General features: G+C 65.3%; 18 protein-coding genes. 4 read left to right on the top strand and 14 right to left on the bottom strand.

The features are described from left to right. Nucleotides 1–28: 28 nt before the first annotated feature. The 8 genes from tnpB to MZV50_RS16385 all read right to left on the bottom strand — a co-directional run bounded on the left by tnpB (nucleotide 29) and on the right by MZV50_RS16385 (nucleotide 5,270). Nucleotides 29–376: an IS66 family insertion sequence element accessory protein TnpB gene (gene tnpB, locus MZV50_RS16420; protein ID WP_252630377.1), complete on the bottom strand. Its 348-nt coding sequence runs from the start codon at nucleotides 374–376 to the stop codon at nucleotides 29–31. Further along, on the bottom strand, nucleotides 373–720 hold the full coding sequence (tnpA, locus tag MZV50_RS16415) for an IS66-like element accessory protein TnpA (protein WP_252630376.1): 348 nt from the start codon (nucleotides 718–720) through the stop codon (nucleotides 373–375). Before tnpA ends, tnpB begins: the two co-directional genes overlap by 4 nt. A gap of 207 nt (nucleotides 721–927) precedes the next feature. Continuing rightward, the gene (locus MZV50_RS16410; protein ID WP_252630375.1) at nucleotides 928–1,932 is read right to left on the bottom strand and encodes a HEPN domain-containing protein; all 1,005 of its coding nucleotides are present in this window, start codon (nucleotides 1,930–1,932) and stop codon (nucleotides 928–930) included. A gap of 197 nt (nucleotides 1,933–2,129) precedes the next feature. Next, the gene (locus tag MZV50_RS16405) at nucleotides 2,130–2,795 is read right to left on the bottom strand and encodes a helix-turn-helix domain-containing protein (RefSeq protein ID WP_252630374.1); all 666 of its coding nucleotides are present in this window, start codon (nucleotides 2,793–2,795) and stop codon (nucleotides 2,130–2,132) included. Nucleotides 2,796–2,856: 61 nt separating this feature from the next. Continuing rightward, the gene (locus tag MZV50_RS16400; RefSeq protein ID WP_252630373.1) at nucleotides 2,857–3,603 is read right to left on the bottom strand and encodes an HvfC/BufC N-terminal domain-containing protein; all 747 of its coding nucleotides are present in this window, start codon (nucleotides 3,601–3,603) and stop codon (nucleotides 2,857–2,859) included. Then, complete coding sequence (gene bufB / locus MZV50_RS16395) at nucleotides 3,600–4,436, bottom strand: MNIO family bufferin maturase (RefSeq protein ID WP_252630372.1); 837 nt, start codon at nucleotides 4,434–4,436, stop codon at nucleotides 3,600–3,602. Before bufB ends, MZV50_RS16400 begins: the two co-directional genes overlap by 4 nt. A 71-nt stretch (nucleotides 4,437–4,507) precedes the next feature. Next, nucleotides 4,508–4,777, bottom strand: coding sequence for a BufA2 family periplasmic bufferin-type metallophore (gene bufA2 / locus MZV50_RS16390; protein ID WP_252630371.1), 270 nt, complete (start codon nucleotides 4,775–4,777; stop codon nucleotides 4,508–4,510). A 280-nt stretch (nucleotides 4,778–5,057) separates the two neighbouring features. Further along, nucleotides 5,058–5,270: a hypothetical protein gene (locus MZV50_RS16385; protein WP_252630370.1), complete on the bottom strand. Its 213-nt coding sequence runs from the start codon at nucleotides 5,268–5,270 to the stop codon at nucleotides 5,058–5,060. Nucleotides 5,271–5,709: 439 nt separating this feature from the next. On the opposite strand from MZV50_RS16385, the gene MZV50_RS16380 reads away from it, so the two are divergent. Beyond that, nucleotides 5,710–6,534 (top strand): alpha/beta hydrolase family protein, encoded by an 825-nt coding sequence (locus tag MZV50_RS16380; RefSeq protein WP_252630369.1) that lies wholly within the window; start codon nucleotides 5,710–5,712, stop codon nucleotides 6,532–6,534. A 113-nt stretch (nucleotides 6,535–6,647) separates the two neighbouring features. Here the strand turns inward: MZV50_RS16380 and MZV50_RS16375 are convergent, their stop codons facing one another. The 4 genes from MZV50_RS16375 to MZV50_RS16360 form a co-directional block, all read right to left on the bottom strand. Then, nucleotides 6,648–7,166, bottom strand: a complete 519-nt coding sequence (locus MZV50_RS16375) for a hypothetical protein (protein WP_252630368.1) — start codon at nucleotides 7,164–7,166, stop codon at nucleotides 6,648–6,650. A 102-nt stretch (nucleotides 7,167–7,268) separates the two neighbouring features. Then, entirely contained in the window at nucleotides 7,269–7,643 is a 375-nt protein-coding gene (locus MZV50_RS16370; protein WP_252630367.1) for a hypothetical protein, read from the bottom strand. Between the two features lie 321 nt (nucleotides 7,644–7,964). Further along, on the bottom strand, nucleotides 7,965–8,843 hold the full coding sequence (locus MZV50_RS16365; RefSeq protein ID WP_252630366.1) for a transglutaminase-like domain-containing protein: 879 nt from the start codon (nucleotides 8,841–8,843) through the stop codon (nucleotides 7,965–7,967). Between the two features lie 102 nt (nucleotides 8,844–8,945). Then, the gene (locus tag MZV50_RS16360) at nucleotides 8,946–9,875 is read right to left on the bottom strand and encodes a transglutaminase family protein (RefSeq protein ID WP_252630365.1); all 930 of its coding nucleotides are present in this window, start codon (nucleotides 9,873–9,875) and stop codon (nucleotides 8,946–8,948) included. Nucleotides 9,876–9,889: 14 nt separating this feature from the next. On the opposite strand from MZV50_RS16360, the gene MZV50_RS16355 reads away from it, so the two are divergent. Beyond that, entirely contained in the window at nucleotides 9,890–10,675 is a 786-nt protein-coding gene (locus tag MZV50_RS16355) for an N-formylglutamate amidohydrolase (protein ID WP_252630364.1), read from the top strand. Nucleotides 10,676–10,804: 129 nt separating this feature from the next. Here the strand turns inward: MZV50_RS16355 and MZV50_RS16350 are convergent, their stop codons facing one another. Next, on the bottom strand, nucleotides 10,805–11,329 hold the full coding sequence (locus MZV50_RS16350) for an XRE family transcriptional regulator (RefSeq protein WP_252630363.1): 525 nt from the start codon (nucleotides 11,327–11,329) through the stop codon (nucleotides 10,805–10,807). A gap of 79 nt (nucleotides 11,330–11,408) precedes the next feature. Between MZV50_RS16350 and MZV50_RS16345 the strand changes: the two genes are divergently transcribed. Then, the gene (locus MZV50_RS16345; protein WP_252630362.1) at nucleotides 11,409–12,902 is read left to right on the top strand and encodes a S41 family peptidase; all 1,494 of its coding nucleotides are present in this window, start codon (nucleotides 11,409–11,411) and stop codon (nucleotides 12,900–12,902) included. Nucleotides 12,903–13,129: 227 nt separating this feature from the next. Further along, nucleotides 13,130–14,527 (top strand): amidohydrolase family protein, encoded by a 1,398-nt coding sequence (locus tag MZV50_RS16340; protein ID WP_252630361.1) that lies wholly within the window; start codon nucleotides 13,130–13,132, stop codon nucleotides 14,525–14,527. A gap of 490 nt (nucleotides 14,528–15,017) precedes the next feature. On the opposite strand, the gene MZV50_RS16335 is transcribed toward MZV50_RS16340, so the two are convergent. Next, a complete protein-coding gene (locus MZV50_RS16335; RefSeq protein WP_252630360.1) occupies nucleotides 15,018–16,025 on the bottom strand; it encodes a helix-turn-helix domain-containing protein in 1,008 nt (335 codons plus the stop codon). Nucleotides 16,026–16,262 lie beyond the last annotated feature (237 nt).

Here is a 16,262-nt window from a genome sequence, read left to right as displayed (position 1 = left end):
ATGCAGGCCCGGCGAAGAAAGATCAGGCCTATCCCGCGCTGACCGGACGCCAGGTGTGCTGGGGGTTACGCCAGTCGATGCCTTCCAGCATGTAGCCCAACTGGGCGCCCGTCAGCGCCACGGCGCCGCCCTTGGCGACGGGCCAGACGAAGCGTCCGCGATCCAGGCGCTTGGCGTACAGCGACATGCCCAGGCCGTCGTGCCAGAGGACCTTCACCAAGCTGCCGCCGCGGCCGCGAAAGACGAAGAGATCGCCGGCGTGCGGATCGCGCTTGAGCTGCTCCTGGACCAGCAGGGCCAAGCCTTGCATGCCCTTCCTCATGTCCGTGTGGCCTGTAGCGATCCAGATCCGCACCCCGCTGGGGATGGCGATCATCGCAGGGCTCGCAGCGTCGCCGCCACCAAGCTGGCAGGCGCCTCGGCACTGATGCTGACCCGTGTGCCGCCGGCCAGCTCGACAACGATTGAACCTTGCTCAGCACATGGCTGCGGCGGCGGGCCATCTTCCACCAGAAGAGCCGGCGCGAAGGCCGGGGCCGCGCTCATCCCAATGGCCTCTTGGCGCCACTTGTAGATCAAGCTCGTCGAAATCTCGTACTCGCGCGCCACCTCAACGACGACGGCGCCAGGCGCAAAGGCAGCTTCCAGAACCGCCTGCTTGACCTCGGCAGACCATCGCCGACGCCGCTCCGGGCCCATAATCAATGTCGAATGGCTCATGCCTGCTGCTTTGCGTACTCGTAAGGACGTCCTTAAGAGCGCAGCATCCGGAAACCCGCCCCGACGACAAGGCGGCCCTCACCGCAGGGCTACTCCTGGACCACTATGATGGCCAGATACATGAGGCAATTTGCTACTTATCGCCATCATCTGGAAGAGGCGCGGCGTCGGCTTCTTTCGCGGTGGGAAGGCTGAACCTTCGCGGCGTTAGCGGTGACCAATGGAGGCCGCGTCCTGAAGCGCCTTTAATCGGGCTTCGCAAAGCTCTTTGACTAGGCTTTGGAGCAGCTCGATGCGCGCCTGGATCCAGGCCAGTTCCTCGGTGGTGACCTTGTAGTGCGGCGAGTAGCGCGCCTTGACATAAGCGGCGCGCAGCAGCTCGAAACAGCGCTTGTGGAACTTAGTCTCGGTCGGCCAGATTTCGGCCAAGCGCGGATCGAGCGGCTCGGCCAGGCCGCGCAAGCGCACGAGGTTATGGGACTTGGGGGCGTACAGCGTGACGACGAGGAGGAGGCAATAGTACAGGCGCTCGGTCGTCTGATGTAGATGGAATGCGGCAGGCTTTGGCCACCCCTTCTGCACATCGATTCTAGCGTGCTCTAGGAACTGATCCGCGCTCTCCATCCACTCTTCGTAGTAGGCGTGGCTCTCCTCCAGCGCTTGCTCGGCGGACAATGGCGTCGGCTCAATGAGCGGATGGCCGTGTACCTCAAATAGCACGACGCCATCACGAACGATGTCCGTGAAGAAGTAGCGCCCCAGCCGCAGCTGCTCGTTCACATCCTCAAGGTCGTGAACGATGAAGTTGACCGGCGTGCGCAGCCGTTGGCCGGCAGAGAGCTCGTCGAGCAGGCGTTTTTCGGCGGCTTCCCAGAACTCCAGCGGATCGGAGAGCTTCTCCTGGTCGACCACGACCAACAGGTCATAGTCCGAGAAATAGCGCCCGACCGGGTCCTCGACCCAGTCGCCGCGCGCGTATGATCCGAACAGGATGATCTTGAGGATCTTGCCCTGGCCCAAAGCGCCCGAGCGCTTGGCGACCTCCGCGGCGAAGGCTTCCTTCAGCACCTCGACCACGAAGGCGAGCTCGCGCTGCTTGCCGGCCGGCAGATGGTCAATGGTGTTGCCCATGCCTGCTGTCTCGCCCGCCGCTCGCCGCGTGGCAAGCGCCTCCTCGGCGCGCGCGGCGCGGTGATGCTCAGGCTTGGCCATCAGTCACTCAACACGGCAGACGCAGTACGATGGTGAATCCTACACGTTCAGGTTGGAGGACGCTATCGCCATGGAGATGTTTGTTTGGCGCCTGCGCGACGCCGCCACCCGCGATGCGCCGCAACCGAGCTACGCTAGGGCGCATAAGCACGGCAATGTCCGCCGACCACCACACACCGGGACCAGACACAATGGGACTATCGATTTTCGCGTCGGAACTGTGAAGGCGGCGCGCCAATCAGCTTGCGGAAATTGATCGTGAACTGGCTGTGGCTGGCGAAGCCGACGGCAAGAGCAATCGCGGAGATCGAGTCTGAGGTCTCCAGCAGAAGTTCTTTTCCCCGCTGAATGCGCCGGTTGATCACGAAGCGATGCGGGGATGCGCCAGTCGAGACCCGGAACGACGTTGCGAAATGATGTGGGCTGAGGCCGGCGACGCCGGCGAGGTCGAGCAGCGAAACATCGTCGGCAAGATGGGCCTCTATGTAGTCCATCACGCGCTTGAGCCGGTTGGCGCCAAGACCGCCCTTCGTGCTGACCCCGCCAAGGTCGCCTTCCCCGTATTTGCGGAAGAGGTGGACGGTCAGCATCGTCGCCAGGCCTTCGCTTAAAAGCCGTCCGCCAGCAGCCTTTTGCGTGAGTTCTTGGCGCCACCGGCGCGCGGCGTTTTGGACCTCGGGGTCGCGCACGCCAATGGCGGTCTTGATCATGGCCTTTGGGTCGCCGGTGACCTCGTGTGCGATATGCTCACTCAGATGCCGTGAGCGGGAGCCATCCACCCCATCTAGTTCCTGGCGGTGCGTCAACGTCAGCAACTGGCGCTGAACGGCATCTCTACCGCGCTGGAAGGTCGCCTGTTTCATTGGGCTAGCTCGGTCGGCCGATCATCCAGGGCTCACCGCCCTTGGCCTTTAGCGAGCCCAGTCAGCCAGTGCTGCAGACCAGTCCATCCTGAAGCCAGGCGCCCAGAAGACCGCCGACCTGCTCGATGGCGCGCTCGGCGTCGTCGTCGGCGGCGAGTTGCTCGCACAGCTGGGCGAAGCCGCGGCCTTCCAGCACCATGGACAGAGCCTGTTGTTCGAAGGCGTCGATCGTCCGGTATCGTGGCGAAAGACCCTGCCTCCAGACGCGGATCGCGGCGGGAGCGGGCAGGCGTTCGACCGGCGGAGGCGCCTGCCCATCGGCCAAGGCACCCCAGATCGCGGCGCTGTTGGTCGCGACCGCGCCGATCGCCAGGGTCGGCGACAGGGCCAGGGCGGCGCTGTCCCAATCCACATGGGCCAGGGCCTCGGGCGTGATCGGATCGGCGTCTGGACCGTCGAAGGCGCGGCGCAGGGACCAGTCCAGCCAGGCCAGTTCGGCGACATCAGGGTCGTCGGGGTAGAGCCCCGCCAGGGTTTGGGGAAAGTCTTCGCCATAGGCGTCCAGGGTCCAGCCACGGGGCGGATGGGCCGCGATATGGGTGAGCGCGGCGGCGTCGAAGCCTTCGTCACCCAGCCATGACCAGGTCTGCTCGAAAGTGTCGCGCAGGCAGGCCGCCAATTGGGCGCGATAGGCATGTCGGTAGACGGCGAGGCCGGCCTCGCCGCTGGCCGCGACGGCCTCCGGACGATCCGCCCTGTTCGCCAGGATATGGTCGCGCAGGCCGCGCTGGATCGCCAGCAGGCTCATGCCGCGCGCTCCAGGCCGGCGGCGTGGGCGCGCGCGATGTCGAGCTCGGCCAGCAAGTCGACGAGCGGAGGAATGTCGTCGTCGCGCTCGATCATCGTCGCCACGAGCCCGAAGCGCCGGCACGCGATGCCGTAGAGCGCCCAGACAGGATCGGGCACCGGTTGATCGTGGGTGTCGATCAGCAGGCCCCGCCCTTGGCTGTGGCCGGCGAGGTGGATCTGACGCACCCGGTCGGCCGGCACGCCGGCGATATAGGCGACGGGATCGAAGCCGTGATTGGTTCCGCTGACATAGATGTTGTTGATGTCGAGAAGCAGCGAGCAGCCGGTGGCCTCGCACATCCGGGCCATGAAGCCGTGTTCGGTCATCTCGTCGTCGGCGAAGGTCAGATAGCTGGAAGGGTTCTCCAGCAGGATCGGTCGTTCGAGGATGTCCTGGACGCGGGCGATGTTGGCGCAGACCACCTCCATAGCTTCCTCTGTGTAGGGCAGGGGCAACAGGTCGTGGGAGTTGAAGCCTTCCAGCCCGGTCCAGCAGAGATGGTCGGACACCCACAGCGGATCGACGCGATCGACCAGGGCCTTGAGGCGGCGCAGATAGTCCGGCTTGACGCCATCGGCCGAGCCGATCGACATCGACACCCCGTGCATCGCCACCGGATGACGCTCGCGCACGGCGTCCAGGACGTAGAGCGGCCGACCGCCGTGGACCATGAAGTTCTCGGAGATCACCTCGACGAAGTCGACAGGGATCTCGCGCTCAAGAAAGTCCGCATAGTGGGGCGGACGCAGGCCCAGGCCGAAGCCTTCGAAGAGCGGGATCGTTTCGGGCATGGCGACCTCGGACTGGGCGGAGGGCAGGCGGCGCGCGGCCGGCTCGCGAAGAACCGGCCGCGCGTAACCGGTTACTGCGGCGCGGTCAGCGAACCGCCGGCGGTCGTGCAGGCCTTTTTGCTCAGTTCCTTGAAGCCCTGACCCTTGCAGTCGTTCTGGCCCCGGCAGTCGTTCTTGGCCGTCTTGCAGTCCGAGGTGCCCTTGCAGGTGTTGACGCCATAGCAATGGACCTTTTCGGCCGCGGCCTTGGGGGCGGCGGAAGCGTGGGTGGCGGCGACCATGCTGGTCACGGCGAACAGGGCGGCGGCCGAGGCGATCGTGGCGGACTTGAAGTTGGTCATGGGGCGTTTCCTGGTTGACGAAGCCAGGCCGCTGATCGGCCCGACAACACCCATTCGCCGAAGCTCGGCCTCAGGTTACAGGCTGGGGATGAGAATTTTTCGGGGCCGCCGCGGGCGCTATCTTCCGAAGGGCGCAACCTCGAACCAGCCGGGTGCGAATGGCCTGGTGTGGCTGAAGGTTCCGGGCCGGGCCTCGGCTCTCGTCGCGATGTCGACTTCGCTGGCGAGGCCGCGCGCCAGCACGGCTTTTTCAGGGGTGAGCAGCGTTCCGGACCAGCGTCTAGACCGAGATATTGACGCGAGAGCCCACGGCGTCGCGGACGGGGCGCGGCGGCGGCGCGCTGTCTGAGAGGGCGGTGAGCTGGCCGCCAAACGTCACCGCGGCCTGACCGTCATAGCTCGGGTCAAGGGACTTGGTGGCTCTTGTGTCGTCCAAACCCGAGATGGTCGGCCAGCCCTGGGCCGGGACGGTGGTGCTCGACTTGGCCGCCATGCAGATGGCGGCGACGATGGCCGGGCGACATCCCAGGTTCTACGACCAAGCTTTTGGAACCGACCCGGCCTATTGGACCAAGGCGTCGCCGATGGACCAATGGACGCCCAAGGCCGTGCCGATGATGCTGGTCTGCTCGACACAGCGTCCCGAGGATCCCTGCGACGACCGCCCGGCGGTTCCAGGCCAAGGCGAAGGCGGGCGGGCGCGACATGCCCGTCCTGCCCCAGGATCTGTCCCACGCCGAGATCAACCGAACTCTGGGCCTACCAGGCGCCTACACCGACCGAGTGGATGCTTTCATCTCCAGCCGATTGTCGAAGCGGCAATAGCGGTCCAGCGGCTGGCCAACGCTAGCGCGCGTCTTTGCCGGCGGGGTATGGGTCGCGAAAGGCAAGTCCCGAAGTTACCATTCCCCGTCAAGGATCCGTCAGACGACATGCGCCGAATTCGCCAGATCGCCTTTTGTATCGTCCTGCTCTTGGCGGGCTGTTCCCGTCCACCCTTGGCCCAGGCCGAAACGATCGCTCATCCCGACAACGGCGCGGCGCGGGTGGAATATTTCGTGAGCAGGCCGAGCGGTGACGGGCCCCGGCCTACCATCATCTTCCTCCACGGCTACCAGTCGCCCGACGCCCGACTAGGCGGCAAGGTCTTCGTCGATTGGGGCGTCCTCGACCGTTTCGCGAAAAAGGGTTACGTCGTGGCGTCGATTTCCTTGCCTGGATACGGCGGCTCCAGCGGTCCGGAGGATTTCGCCGGCCCCTTTTCGCAGCACGCCGTCGAAGCGGTGATCAAGACCCTCGTGGCGGAAGGTTACACGTCGCGGGACAAGGTCTTGATCCAGGGCGTTAGCCTTGGTGCGGTCACGGCGGCGCTGGTCGCGGCTCATGACCCAGACGTCGCCGGCCTCGTGCTCATCTCCGGGCTTTATGATTTTACCGCCTATCTTGACCATCCGCCGTCGCCGGGGGCCTTGGGCGTCAAGACCCGATTCTTCACACAAATAGGGGGTGGCGAGGACGCCTTGCGCTCACGCTCGGCGCTCCCTTTGGCGCCGGAGATCAAGGCCTCCACCCTCATCCTGAACGGGGCGCAAGATGATCGCACCGATCCGGAACAAGCCCGCCGCTTCGCTCAAGCGATCCAGGCGCATGGGGGTCACGCGCGCGCTCACATCTATGCGCAGTTCGGACACGAAATCCCCGTGAAGGCTAGAGAATCGGAGATCGACGCCTTCATCGACGAGACCCTGAAACACTGAGGGCCGACACCGCGAGGGGAGGGGCTACGAGGCCGAAATCGGAAGGTTGAGCCGACCTTGTTGCGCCACGCTCAGACCGTTTGGCCGCCCGGCGCGGAACGTTGCCGCAAACCCTATGAGCAGCCTTCGACGAGCCTGATCGCATCGTCGCCAACATGGATCACAGAAACCTTCCGCGCTTCGTCTGTTTCAAATCGAATGCCTTGGCGGGTGGAGACGCGCCAATAGGTGAAGTAGGCCGCGGGTGCGTCGCTATAGGCATGAGGTTCGACTTGAAGGGGCGCATAGGCCGCTCGAACTGCGGCTTCTTCCGACCCTAGACCTATGCCCCTGTCGGTCTTGACGTCGCGATCATGGACCGTGACGCGCGCCAGCTTGCCCTGCTCGAACATCACGACGACACCGGGATGATCGACAAGGTCGATCTGTTCACAGCCGCCAACCTGACCCTCTTCGGCAGTGGCGCCGACGCGCCCTTTCAGATCCGACTTGCTCATGCCTGTGTGAAGCGGGCCGTATCCTTTTTCCGACAAAACCCATGCATCGGAGGCCGCTGACGCACGAGGCGCGTGAGGCGGCAGGAGGGCCAACGCCACGCTTGAGAGAGCTATGAGCTTGATCGGTGAGATCATCGTCCTTGCTTCCAATCTAGGCGCGAAGTGATCTGTTCGCGCGAAGTGATCTGTTCGCACAATGGACGCCGCCCGGCGGTGCGTATGACGAAGCTGAGCCCCTCAGGGGGTTTGGACCACCTTGGGCAGGCCCATCTGCGCGCGGCAGGTGTTGCGCATGGCGTATTCCTCGGCCACCGATTTCTTCATGTCGAACGGCGCGGTGCGTGGCTTGCCGAGGCTAGCGAGGGCGCGGTCAGCGAACTTTCCGGCGAAGCAGGTGCAGTAGGCAGCCAGTCTCGCGTCGCCCTTGATGTCGGACTCGCCCGCCGCGCCCGGCATTTGGGTTCCCTGGGTCGCGCAGAACTGAGCGTAGCCGCGGACCAAGGTGGCGCGATCCATGACCTGACCTTGGGCGGCGACGGGAACGACGATAGCTGCCGCCATGAGCAGCGATGTCGAAGCGGCGAGCATGCGAAGTTTCAGGTTGGTCTCCAATCAAAACGTTTGAGCGTTGTCTGGCCCTTGCCACTTTAGGGCCGAGCATTCCCGCCACGGTGAACCGCTCAATACAAAGTGTTTCGGATTGTAAACGGTGTCCGTCAGTGGATCGCTTCACTCCACCTCCAGGTCCAGATCGCCGTCCAGACGCTGTTAGATATGGTCCAGCGCCCTCTGCATCCGGACATGGTAAATGGTCGAGCGCCGCCGTCATCGTCCTTATCAGCTGTGATGATCCTAGCGCGGCGAAGGTCTGGAATCGGGGCCCTAAGGTCGGCTCCTGGCGCACGACCGTCTATGGCGTTCAGTCGATCCGGCCTAAAGTGGCGATCGCGCACGAACTTCGCGGCCGGCCGCGCCAGTGGTGTCGACGATCGCGCCTGGCAGGCCGCCAGCGTCCGTCTCATAAGCCCAGACTCGGAAGCCGTTTAGCTGGTGCAGCCCGAATGAGGTCAGCATGGCGACGTCGGCGGCGTCACGGCCGTGTGCGATCACGATCCGGCCGATGCGCGGGATGTTGTTTCGCGGATCGAACGTCCACCATTTGCCGCCGAGATAGACTTCCATCCAGGCGCTGAAGTCCATCGGGTCGACGCGCGGCACGCCGATGTCGCCCAGATAGCCGTTCACATAGCGGGCCGGAATGTTCAGGCAGCGGCAAAGGGCGACGGCGAGATGGGCATAGTCCCGACACACCCCGACGCGGCCCTCATAAACCTCATAGGCGGTGCGGGTGGAGCTGGCGGTCTTATAGTTGAAGGCGATGTGGCCATGCACGAAGTCGCAGACGGCTTGGGTCCGCGCCCAGCCCCGCTGGATATGGCCGAACTTGTCCCAGGCAATCTGGCTGAGGCGGTCGGTTTCGCAATAGCGGCTGCCCATCAGATAAGCGAGGCAGTCGTCGGGCAGGTCGGCCACCGGATGCAATTGGGCGTCCAGGGCGACGGGATCGACGGCGCCGCTATCTTCGATGACGCTGTCGCTCCAAAGGGTCAGAGCGCCGGCGGGGGCCACGAAGCGCCGGCAAACATTGTCGAACAGGTCGCGATAGGTCGAGGTGTCGATCTGGGGCGAGGTGAAGAACGACTCTCCGATCCGCACCTGGCGCTCGCGTCCATCCCTTAGGCCTAGCAGCGTCACCATCGCGGTCGGCTGCTGGCAGAAAACAGTGATCTCGTAGCCGTAGCGGATCAACATGGCCGTCGTCTCTCGAAGGAGCCGGCGCGCCAAGCAGGCAATCCGGGAAATGGATGAGGGGTTCGAGGCGAACGCGCGAAACGGGAGGAAGATGCTTTTCCTTCAGCCAAAGGCGCTAAAGGACGATGCGGGATAGGCCTGGCTTTCCGGGTCAGTGACGTCGACTTCGACATCCATGCCCAGATAGTCGGTTGGAAACCCCGCCCAAGTGCCGTGCACCGGCGGCGCCTTCCTCGGATCGTTCACCACGGCCACGCGGATGAGATCGGTGTTGCCGACAATACCGTTGGTGGGGTCGAATTCTACCCAGCCGCACGAGGGCAGATAGACCCTAAGCCAAGCGTGGGTATGCCCGCCGCCCGTGCGCTCGGCTTGGCCCAGCTTGCGCGAGGGGCTGTGAATGTAACCGGAGATGAATTGGGCGGCCAAGCCTAGGCGCCGCACGGCCTCGATCATTAGCACCGCGAAGTCGCGGCAGGTGCCGCCTCGGTTTTCCAAGGTGGTCAGGGGGGATTGGACCCCCTGCTCGAAGCGCTTGCCATACCGAAAATCGGCATAGATCGCCTGGGTCATCTCGGCCAGCAGATGCTGCAGGCTGGTGGAGCCGGCGGGCTTTGTGAAGCGCAAGGCCCATTGGGTCAGGGTCCGGTCGAGATCCTCGTGCTGGGGGGTGATCGACTGGACCAGGTCTGGCAGGTCGTCGGCTCCGTAGAGGAACGGCCGGCCGGCCTCGAAGACGTCGAGATGGCCCGGCTGATCGCCGAAGGCGGGGAGGGGTGTATGATCAAGGGTAAAGCGGCTTTCAAAGGTCAGCTCGCTGGCGCGCCCTCGGAAGCTGGCGACACCAACCCAGTTACCCAGCACGTCCTGCACGTAGCGCAACTGGGCTGGCGTGGGCACGATCACCAGATCGGAGGATAGCAGCCTCTGATCGCAACCTTCGCGCGGGCGCAGCATCATGCGATGGTCGCCGAACGCCACGGGATTGCGATACCGGTAGCGCGTCAGATGGCGGACCGAAAGCACAGGCATTGATCAGAGGTGGCGTGGATTCTGGCGCGACGTCGAGCCGCCTTCTTGTCGCAGGTGATCCAGATCCGGTCCTTGTGCTCAATGCGGGCGCCCCGTCGGCCTTTGTGCTTCTTGGGGACCATGCGGGCCGCCAGATCCCGCGGCGACTGGACCAATTGGGCCTAACCAAGGCGGCCCTGGAGCGCCATATCGCCTGGGATATCGGCATAGCGGGACTTGGGGCGCGGCTATCGGTCCTGCTCGACGCGCCCTTCATCCGGCAGGTCTATTCGCGCCTTGTCATCGACTGCAACCGGTTCCCGGGCGCGGAGGGCTCCGTGCCCGAGGTCAGCGACGCGATACAGGTCCCTGGCAATCGCAGCCTTTCCCCGCAAGCTATCGCGGCGCGGATCGCCGAGATCTACCAGCCCTACCAGGACGCCATAGGCAAGGTGCTCGATGCCCGAGCGGGTCAGCGAACAGTGGTGGTGGCCCTGCACAGCTTCACCCCGTCGATGCAAGGCCAGGGCCGGCCTTGGCGGCTGGGCGTGCTGCACCGAAATGATTCCGCGTTCTCTTCGGCGATACTGGCGCGGTTGCAAGCCGATCTGGGCGAGGCGCTGGTGGGCGACAACGCGCCCTACGCCATGGACGAGACCGACAACACCATCCCGCTTCACGCCGATCCGCGCGGCCTCGACTATCTGGAGCTGGAGGTGCGACAGGACTTGCTGGCCGGTGATGCGGCTCAGGAGGCAATGGCCCGGTGGCTTGTGCCGCACCTGCACGCCGCCTTAGACGCGACGAACATGTCCGAATAGCCAAGGACTTCGCTGTCGCCGCCGTCGACCCAACGTCCGGAAACTCGAACATTCGCAGCGCGGCTTCTGGCGCTGTTCGCCAGTGAGTCAGGCATCGGCAGGGAAGGGGTGAACCGACGATTTATCTCGCTACCACGCCGTACAGCGGAAGAAGCGTACAGGAGCCTTGCCGAGATTGACGAAGGCGTGGGTCTGGGCGCTGTCGAACACGTGGCTTGCCGCGCGCACCTCTATCGTTCCCGTCTCCAGTTCCAAGGTCAGTACCCCCCCGACGACGAACAGCATGACATGCCACCCTACGGGGTCGGCCGCCGCTTGATAGCGCTCGCCCGGCTCCAGTCGCCATTCCCACAATTCGACTTCGCGGCGGACATCAAGGCTCCAGCGCAGCACCCCCTCGCCGCCGTGGCCTCCAACCCAGCCGACGCGGTCTATCCGCGCGCTCGCCTTGACCGCGGGGTCCGTCACCAGATCGGCCAAAGTGGCGCCCAGGGCGACGCCGATCCTGTCCAAGGTGGCGGTGCTGACGCTGGTCGCGCCATTTTCGATGCCACCCACCATGCGCAGGCTGACGCCCGACGCCTGGGCCAGACCCTTCTGGCTCATGCCCAGTGCGACGCGCCGCGTCCGAACGTTGGCGGCGACGTGGGTCAAGAAGGAAGGCGTTACTTGACTAGGCAAAATATTGCTTCCATTAAATAGGCAGTATTTTGCTTATCGAAATTCACCTGCGATGACAAACCCCTGGCGCGGCGCGCTTCTGGCAATGGCGTCCGCGTTGGCCTGCGGTCCTGCGTTCGCGGCGACACCGGCTCCAGCTCGCACGGAAATTACCACAGAGGGCGCGCGCGAGGATCTGGAACTGGCGATCTCGGCGGTCGAGGCGGCCCTGCCCGACCTCTACTGGCGTCAGTCGCGGCGACAATGGGCGACCGCGAAGGCGGCGGCCCGCACCCGTGTCGCGGGCGTCACCAACAGTGAATCGCTATGGCGTATTCTCCGCCCGCTCGTCGGCCAGATCGGCGAAGGCCATCTCGGCGTTCAGCTCAGTGAGGCGATGAGTCAGCACTATCGCGATGCGCCGCGCTTCCCGCTCGATCTGCTGTGGACCGAGCAGGGCGCTTTCGTCCTCGCGGGTTATGGCGAGGCGGCGGACGTCCCGAGGGGAGCGCGGTTGATCTCCGTCGATGGCGTTGGCGCGGCCGACTTGCTGAGCGAGATGGTCGCTGTGACCCCGCACGACGGCGCGATCCGTACGGGGACCATGCGCGACATTTCGGGTCGCGGATTCGCGTCGATCTTGTATCGACTGCGTGGGCCCCAATCGCGTTTCCAGGTCGTGCTCGAGGGCGCCGAAGGACGGACCGAGCGCGACCTCGCCGCCGTTTCCCGTCTTGCCCGACCTGCCGAAGTCGACGATCCGTCACCGCTGCCGATGCTGGAATGGCTCGACGACCACACCGCCTATCTGAACGTCCCGACCTTCAGCAACGCCCGACTGCGCGCTGTGGGCGCGACATTTCCCGAGGCGATACAAGCCGTTTTCGCACAGCTGGACCAGCGCGGCGCCAAGAACCTGATCCTAGATCTGCGCGAGAACGGCGGCGGTTCGGAGCCCAACGAGAGCATCCTCTTCTCCTATCTAGTCGAAACGCCGCTGCGCAAATATGCGGCGGTCGAAGCCCGGGGGCGCCACCTCGCTGTCACCAGCCTGAACGGCCAGCGCTTCGAGACGGACGTGTTCGATGCCGGCGACAGGGATCAGCAACGCCCGATCCCAGGCGGGCGCTGGACGCGGCGCAACACGCCTCCGCATGGCTTGATGTCGCGATGGACATCCTTCGCGCCCATCTTCCACGGACGCCTGGTCGTGCTAGCGGGCGGCGATACCTTCTCGGGCGGCGCGGAGCTGGCCTCGATGCTGCGCCACACTGGACGGGCGGTGTTTGTCGGCGAGGAAGTCGGCGGCGCTGACGACGGCAATACGAGCGGCTATCGCTGGACCGTGCGGCTTCCCAATAGCGGGATGAAGCTGGCGATCCCCTTGCTGCAATTTCGCATGGCGTGGTCAAGCCGGCCGCCCGGTCGCGGCGTCCTGCCAGATTGTCCGGCGCCGCCCGAGGCCTTACATTTCGGAGAGCGACGCGATCGGGCCTGGCGCATCGCCGCAACGCTGTTCCAACAGGACTGGAGCCTGCCGCGCCAAGCCGTCTGCCCTGAAGGTTGATCCCAGAGGATGCTATATCTCAAACTAGGCTGTAGGTCGCTCTCGCCCCTCCAGCCTGGGTGCGGCGAATGTCCGGTATTTGGAGGCGCTCCAAGGTCGGGGACTGGCGCAGCCTCGACAAAGGGAAAAGGGGGCGCTTGCGGGGCGGCGAAGAAGATTGCCGATCACTTAGCAAGCATGGTTCCGTTGCGTGGTTGAGCAAAGGCTCCCGCCGTCGGATTTGGTAAATGCGCACCCGATATATTCGTCCGAGCTGGCGTAAGATCTGCGCCGGCGCTGTTCTCGCCGCACTGACCTGGACCTCGGCCCAGGCTGGGACCCCTACGCCCTTCGCGCCGCCGACCAACGCCGACCTCGTCCTCTACCGCGACGCCATTCTGATTGACGGCACGGGCGCGCCCGCGCGTCCGCATATGGACGTGCTGGTCTCGGGCGAGCGGATCCTGAGCGTGTTTTCCGACGCGACGCGGCCGGCCGAGACCAAGGCCAAGGTCGTCGACCTGCACGGCAAATACCTGATGCCGGGCCTCATCGACTCGCACGTGCACCTGGCCACGCCGCCCAATCGCCGCCAAGCTGAGGCTATGCTGCGCCGGGACCTCTATGGCGGGGTGACAGCGGTTCGTGACATGGCCGACGATCTTCGCGCCATCGGTGACATCGCGCGGGCCAGTCGGGTCGGCGAGATCGCCGCGTCGGACGTCTACTACGCCGCGTTGATGGCCGGCCCCGACTTCTTCAACGACCCGCGCACGGCCCAGACCACGGCTGGCGGGGAGCCGGGCCAAGTCCCGTGGATGCAGGCTGTCACCGACCAGACGGACCTGCCGCTGGCCGTCGCCCGGGCGGCTGGAACGTCGGCCACTGCGATCAAGCTCTATGCCGACCTGGATTCGGTGCTTGCCGGCAGGATCACGGCCGAAGCGCATCGCCAACACCTACTCGTCTGGTCGCACGCCACGCTTTACCCGGCCAAGCCCTCAGAGGTGGTCACCGCCGGCGTCGATGCGATTTCCCACGCCTGCCTGCTGGTTCGTGAGACCGATCCGCAGGCTCCCCAGTGGGCCCAGCCCCGTCACCCGGTCGACCTCGACACGTTCAGGGCAGGGGACAATCCAGTGCTGGCGCGGCTGTTCGCCGTCATGGTCGCGCGCGGGACGATCCTCGATGCGACGGTGTGGACCTACGGCGCCGCGCCGCCTGCCGGCCCCAGCAGCACGCCGCCGCTGAAGCCGGGCTCCTGCGACGATGTGGTCGGTGGAGCGATCACCCGCCAGGCCTATCGGGCCGGGGTCCAGATCTCGGCCGGCACCGACAACGTCGCGCCGGCGACCGATCCCTGGCCGGACCTGTTCCACGAACTGTCGGCGCTGGTCGACCGAGCCGGTGCGCCGCCCAGCGCGGTGATCCGCTCGGCGACCCTGGTCGGCGCGCGGGCGGCCGGGCAGGAGCGTGACATGGGCAGCCTGGAGCCCGGCAAGCTCGCCAATATGATTGTGTTGTCCAAGGATCCGCTGGCGTCGATCGACAACCTGAAGACAGTGGTGATGACCGTGAAACGCGGGCGCGTCTTCACGCGTGATGACTTCGTTCCACTGCGGGAAGACGACATCACGGACTTCTGAAGCCTCTGCTTCCGATGCCTACTCCACCGCGCTCACTCCCAGCGGAGCGGGCGGCTGGCCGTGGTCTGGCTGTGGCCGCGGGTCGCAACGGCGCCGAACTCGGGACTGCTCGTCACGCCGCCCGCAACTTGATGAGGTCCGCTAACCGGACTTAACCGTGGTTCTCACTGGATGCGTAGGTTCTACAGCGCCCTTAAGCGCTGGCTCCAAGGCGAGTTGAGACGAGGTATCGTCAAGGGCCGGCTTGCGACGACCGCGAGCGCCAGATCTGACAGTAGGAGAAGGCCGGCAGCACTCACTGAACGCCGCCGGCTAGGTGCTCGTCGGTGGGGTGACGAGAGGGCGGGCATCGTATGCCGTGATGGCGGCCCGAGGCAATGCTGCTCGCTCTATGCGTGAACTTTGGTGCGTTGAGCGTGGGGAACTGAGCGCGGGGGGGCAGATATGGCCAAGCTTGCAACCGCTTTGCGCGATCGGGCGGGCGTGTCCGTCAGAGACCGCGTAACCAGGCCCAGACGTCATCGGGCCGTTCGAGCGCCGACAGGCCTTCTTGGCGCGCCGCTTCGCCCAGGCGGCGCAGACGTCCGGGCGTGACGCCGAAGCGGCCCCGGAACGCCCGGCTGAAGTGGGCGTCCGAGCGAAAGCCGTGCCGATAGGCGACCTCGCCCAGGGTGTGCTGTTCGGCGCGGTCCTGGAGAATGGCGTCGAAGGCTTGGTCGAGCCGGCGGCTCTGGATGAAGGCGCTGACGCCGCCCAGAGGCTCGAACACCCTGTAGAGCAGGCTGCGCGACACCCCCAGATGGCCACGGACGGATTCGGGCGAGAGCTCGACGTCGTCCAGGCGCTGCTCGATGAACTGGCGTCCCGAGGCGAGCAGCATTTTCTCGATCGGCCGGGGACCGCCCGAGGCGGGTTCGGCGTGGGCCAGAATCGCGCCGGCGAGCAGGGCCAGGACCGCCTTGGCGGCGGTCTCGGCCTCACGCACGGTCATGCGGTCGACGACCTCGAGGAGCGCGCGGAGGTGCGATCCCAGGAGGCGGCCGCTGATGCTGTCCTCCGAGACCACCAGGCCGTGGAAGTCCAGATCGCCGCAGCCGTCCAGCTGGGCGCGCGAGGTCATGACGTATAGCGAGCTGTAGGCGCCGGTCGACATGGCGAAGGGGCGGGTCATGTCGATGAATCGGATCTGGCCCATGTGACCACCGGCCGCGCGTCCATCGTAGTCGCCGCGCCAGTCGCCGCCTTCCAGCTCCAGGACCGCCATCACCGTATCGGCGGCGTCGACCATGATGTGGGAGAGCTTGCGCTCGAACCGCTGCGGCACGCCCTGGCAGTGGGCCAGCACCAGCGGGCCTAGGTTATAGCCTTCGAGACGGTTGAAGAACGTCTCCTCGGGCGACAGCAGCGTGATGTCGAAGAGATGCGCGCAGCCCTGGCGATAGAGCTGGAAGGCGTCCGGCTGGATCTTGGCGTCCAGGGGCCAAACGTCTCTACGCAAAGCGGTGGCGGGCACGGAAATCCCTGAAAGCTCTCTGAAAATCGACGACGGTGCCGCCGGATGGCCGTGTGGGTGGCCTGACCGGCGTCGAGAAACCGACAGACAATAAAACGTGGATTTCTGGGCAATGACAGCCCCCGCCGCATTGCGCGAGAAGCGGGACGCCCCGTACGCCGGGAGTGGGGGCTTTGGTGGCGTGCGTTGGAGTGGCCGTCGAGTCCCCGCCGGACTTGACGG

Source organism: Caulobacter segnis (assembly GCF_023935105.1).
GTDB lineage: Bacteria > Pseudomonadota > Alphaproteobacteria > Caulobacterales > Caulobacteraceae > Caulobacter > Caulobacter segnis_B.
This window is presented reverse-complemented; position numbering and strand designations above follow the sequence as displayed.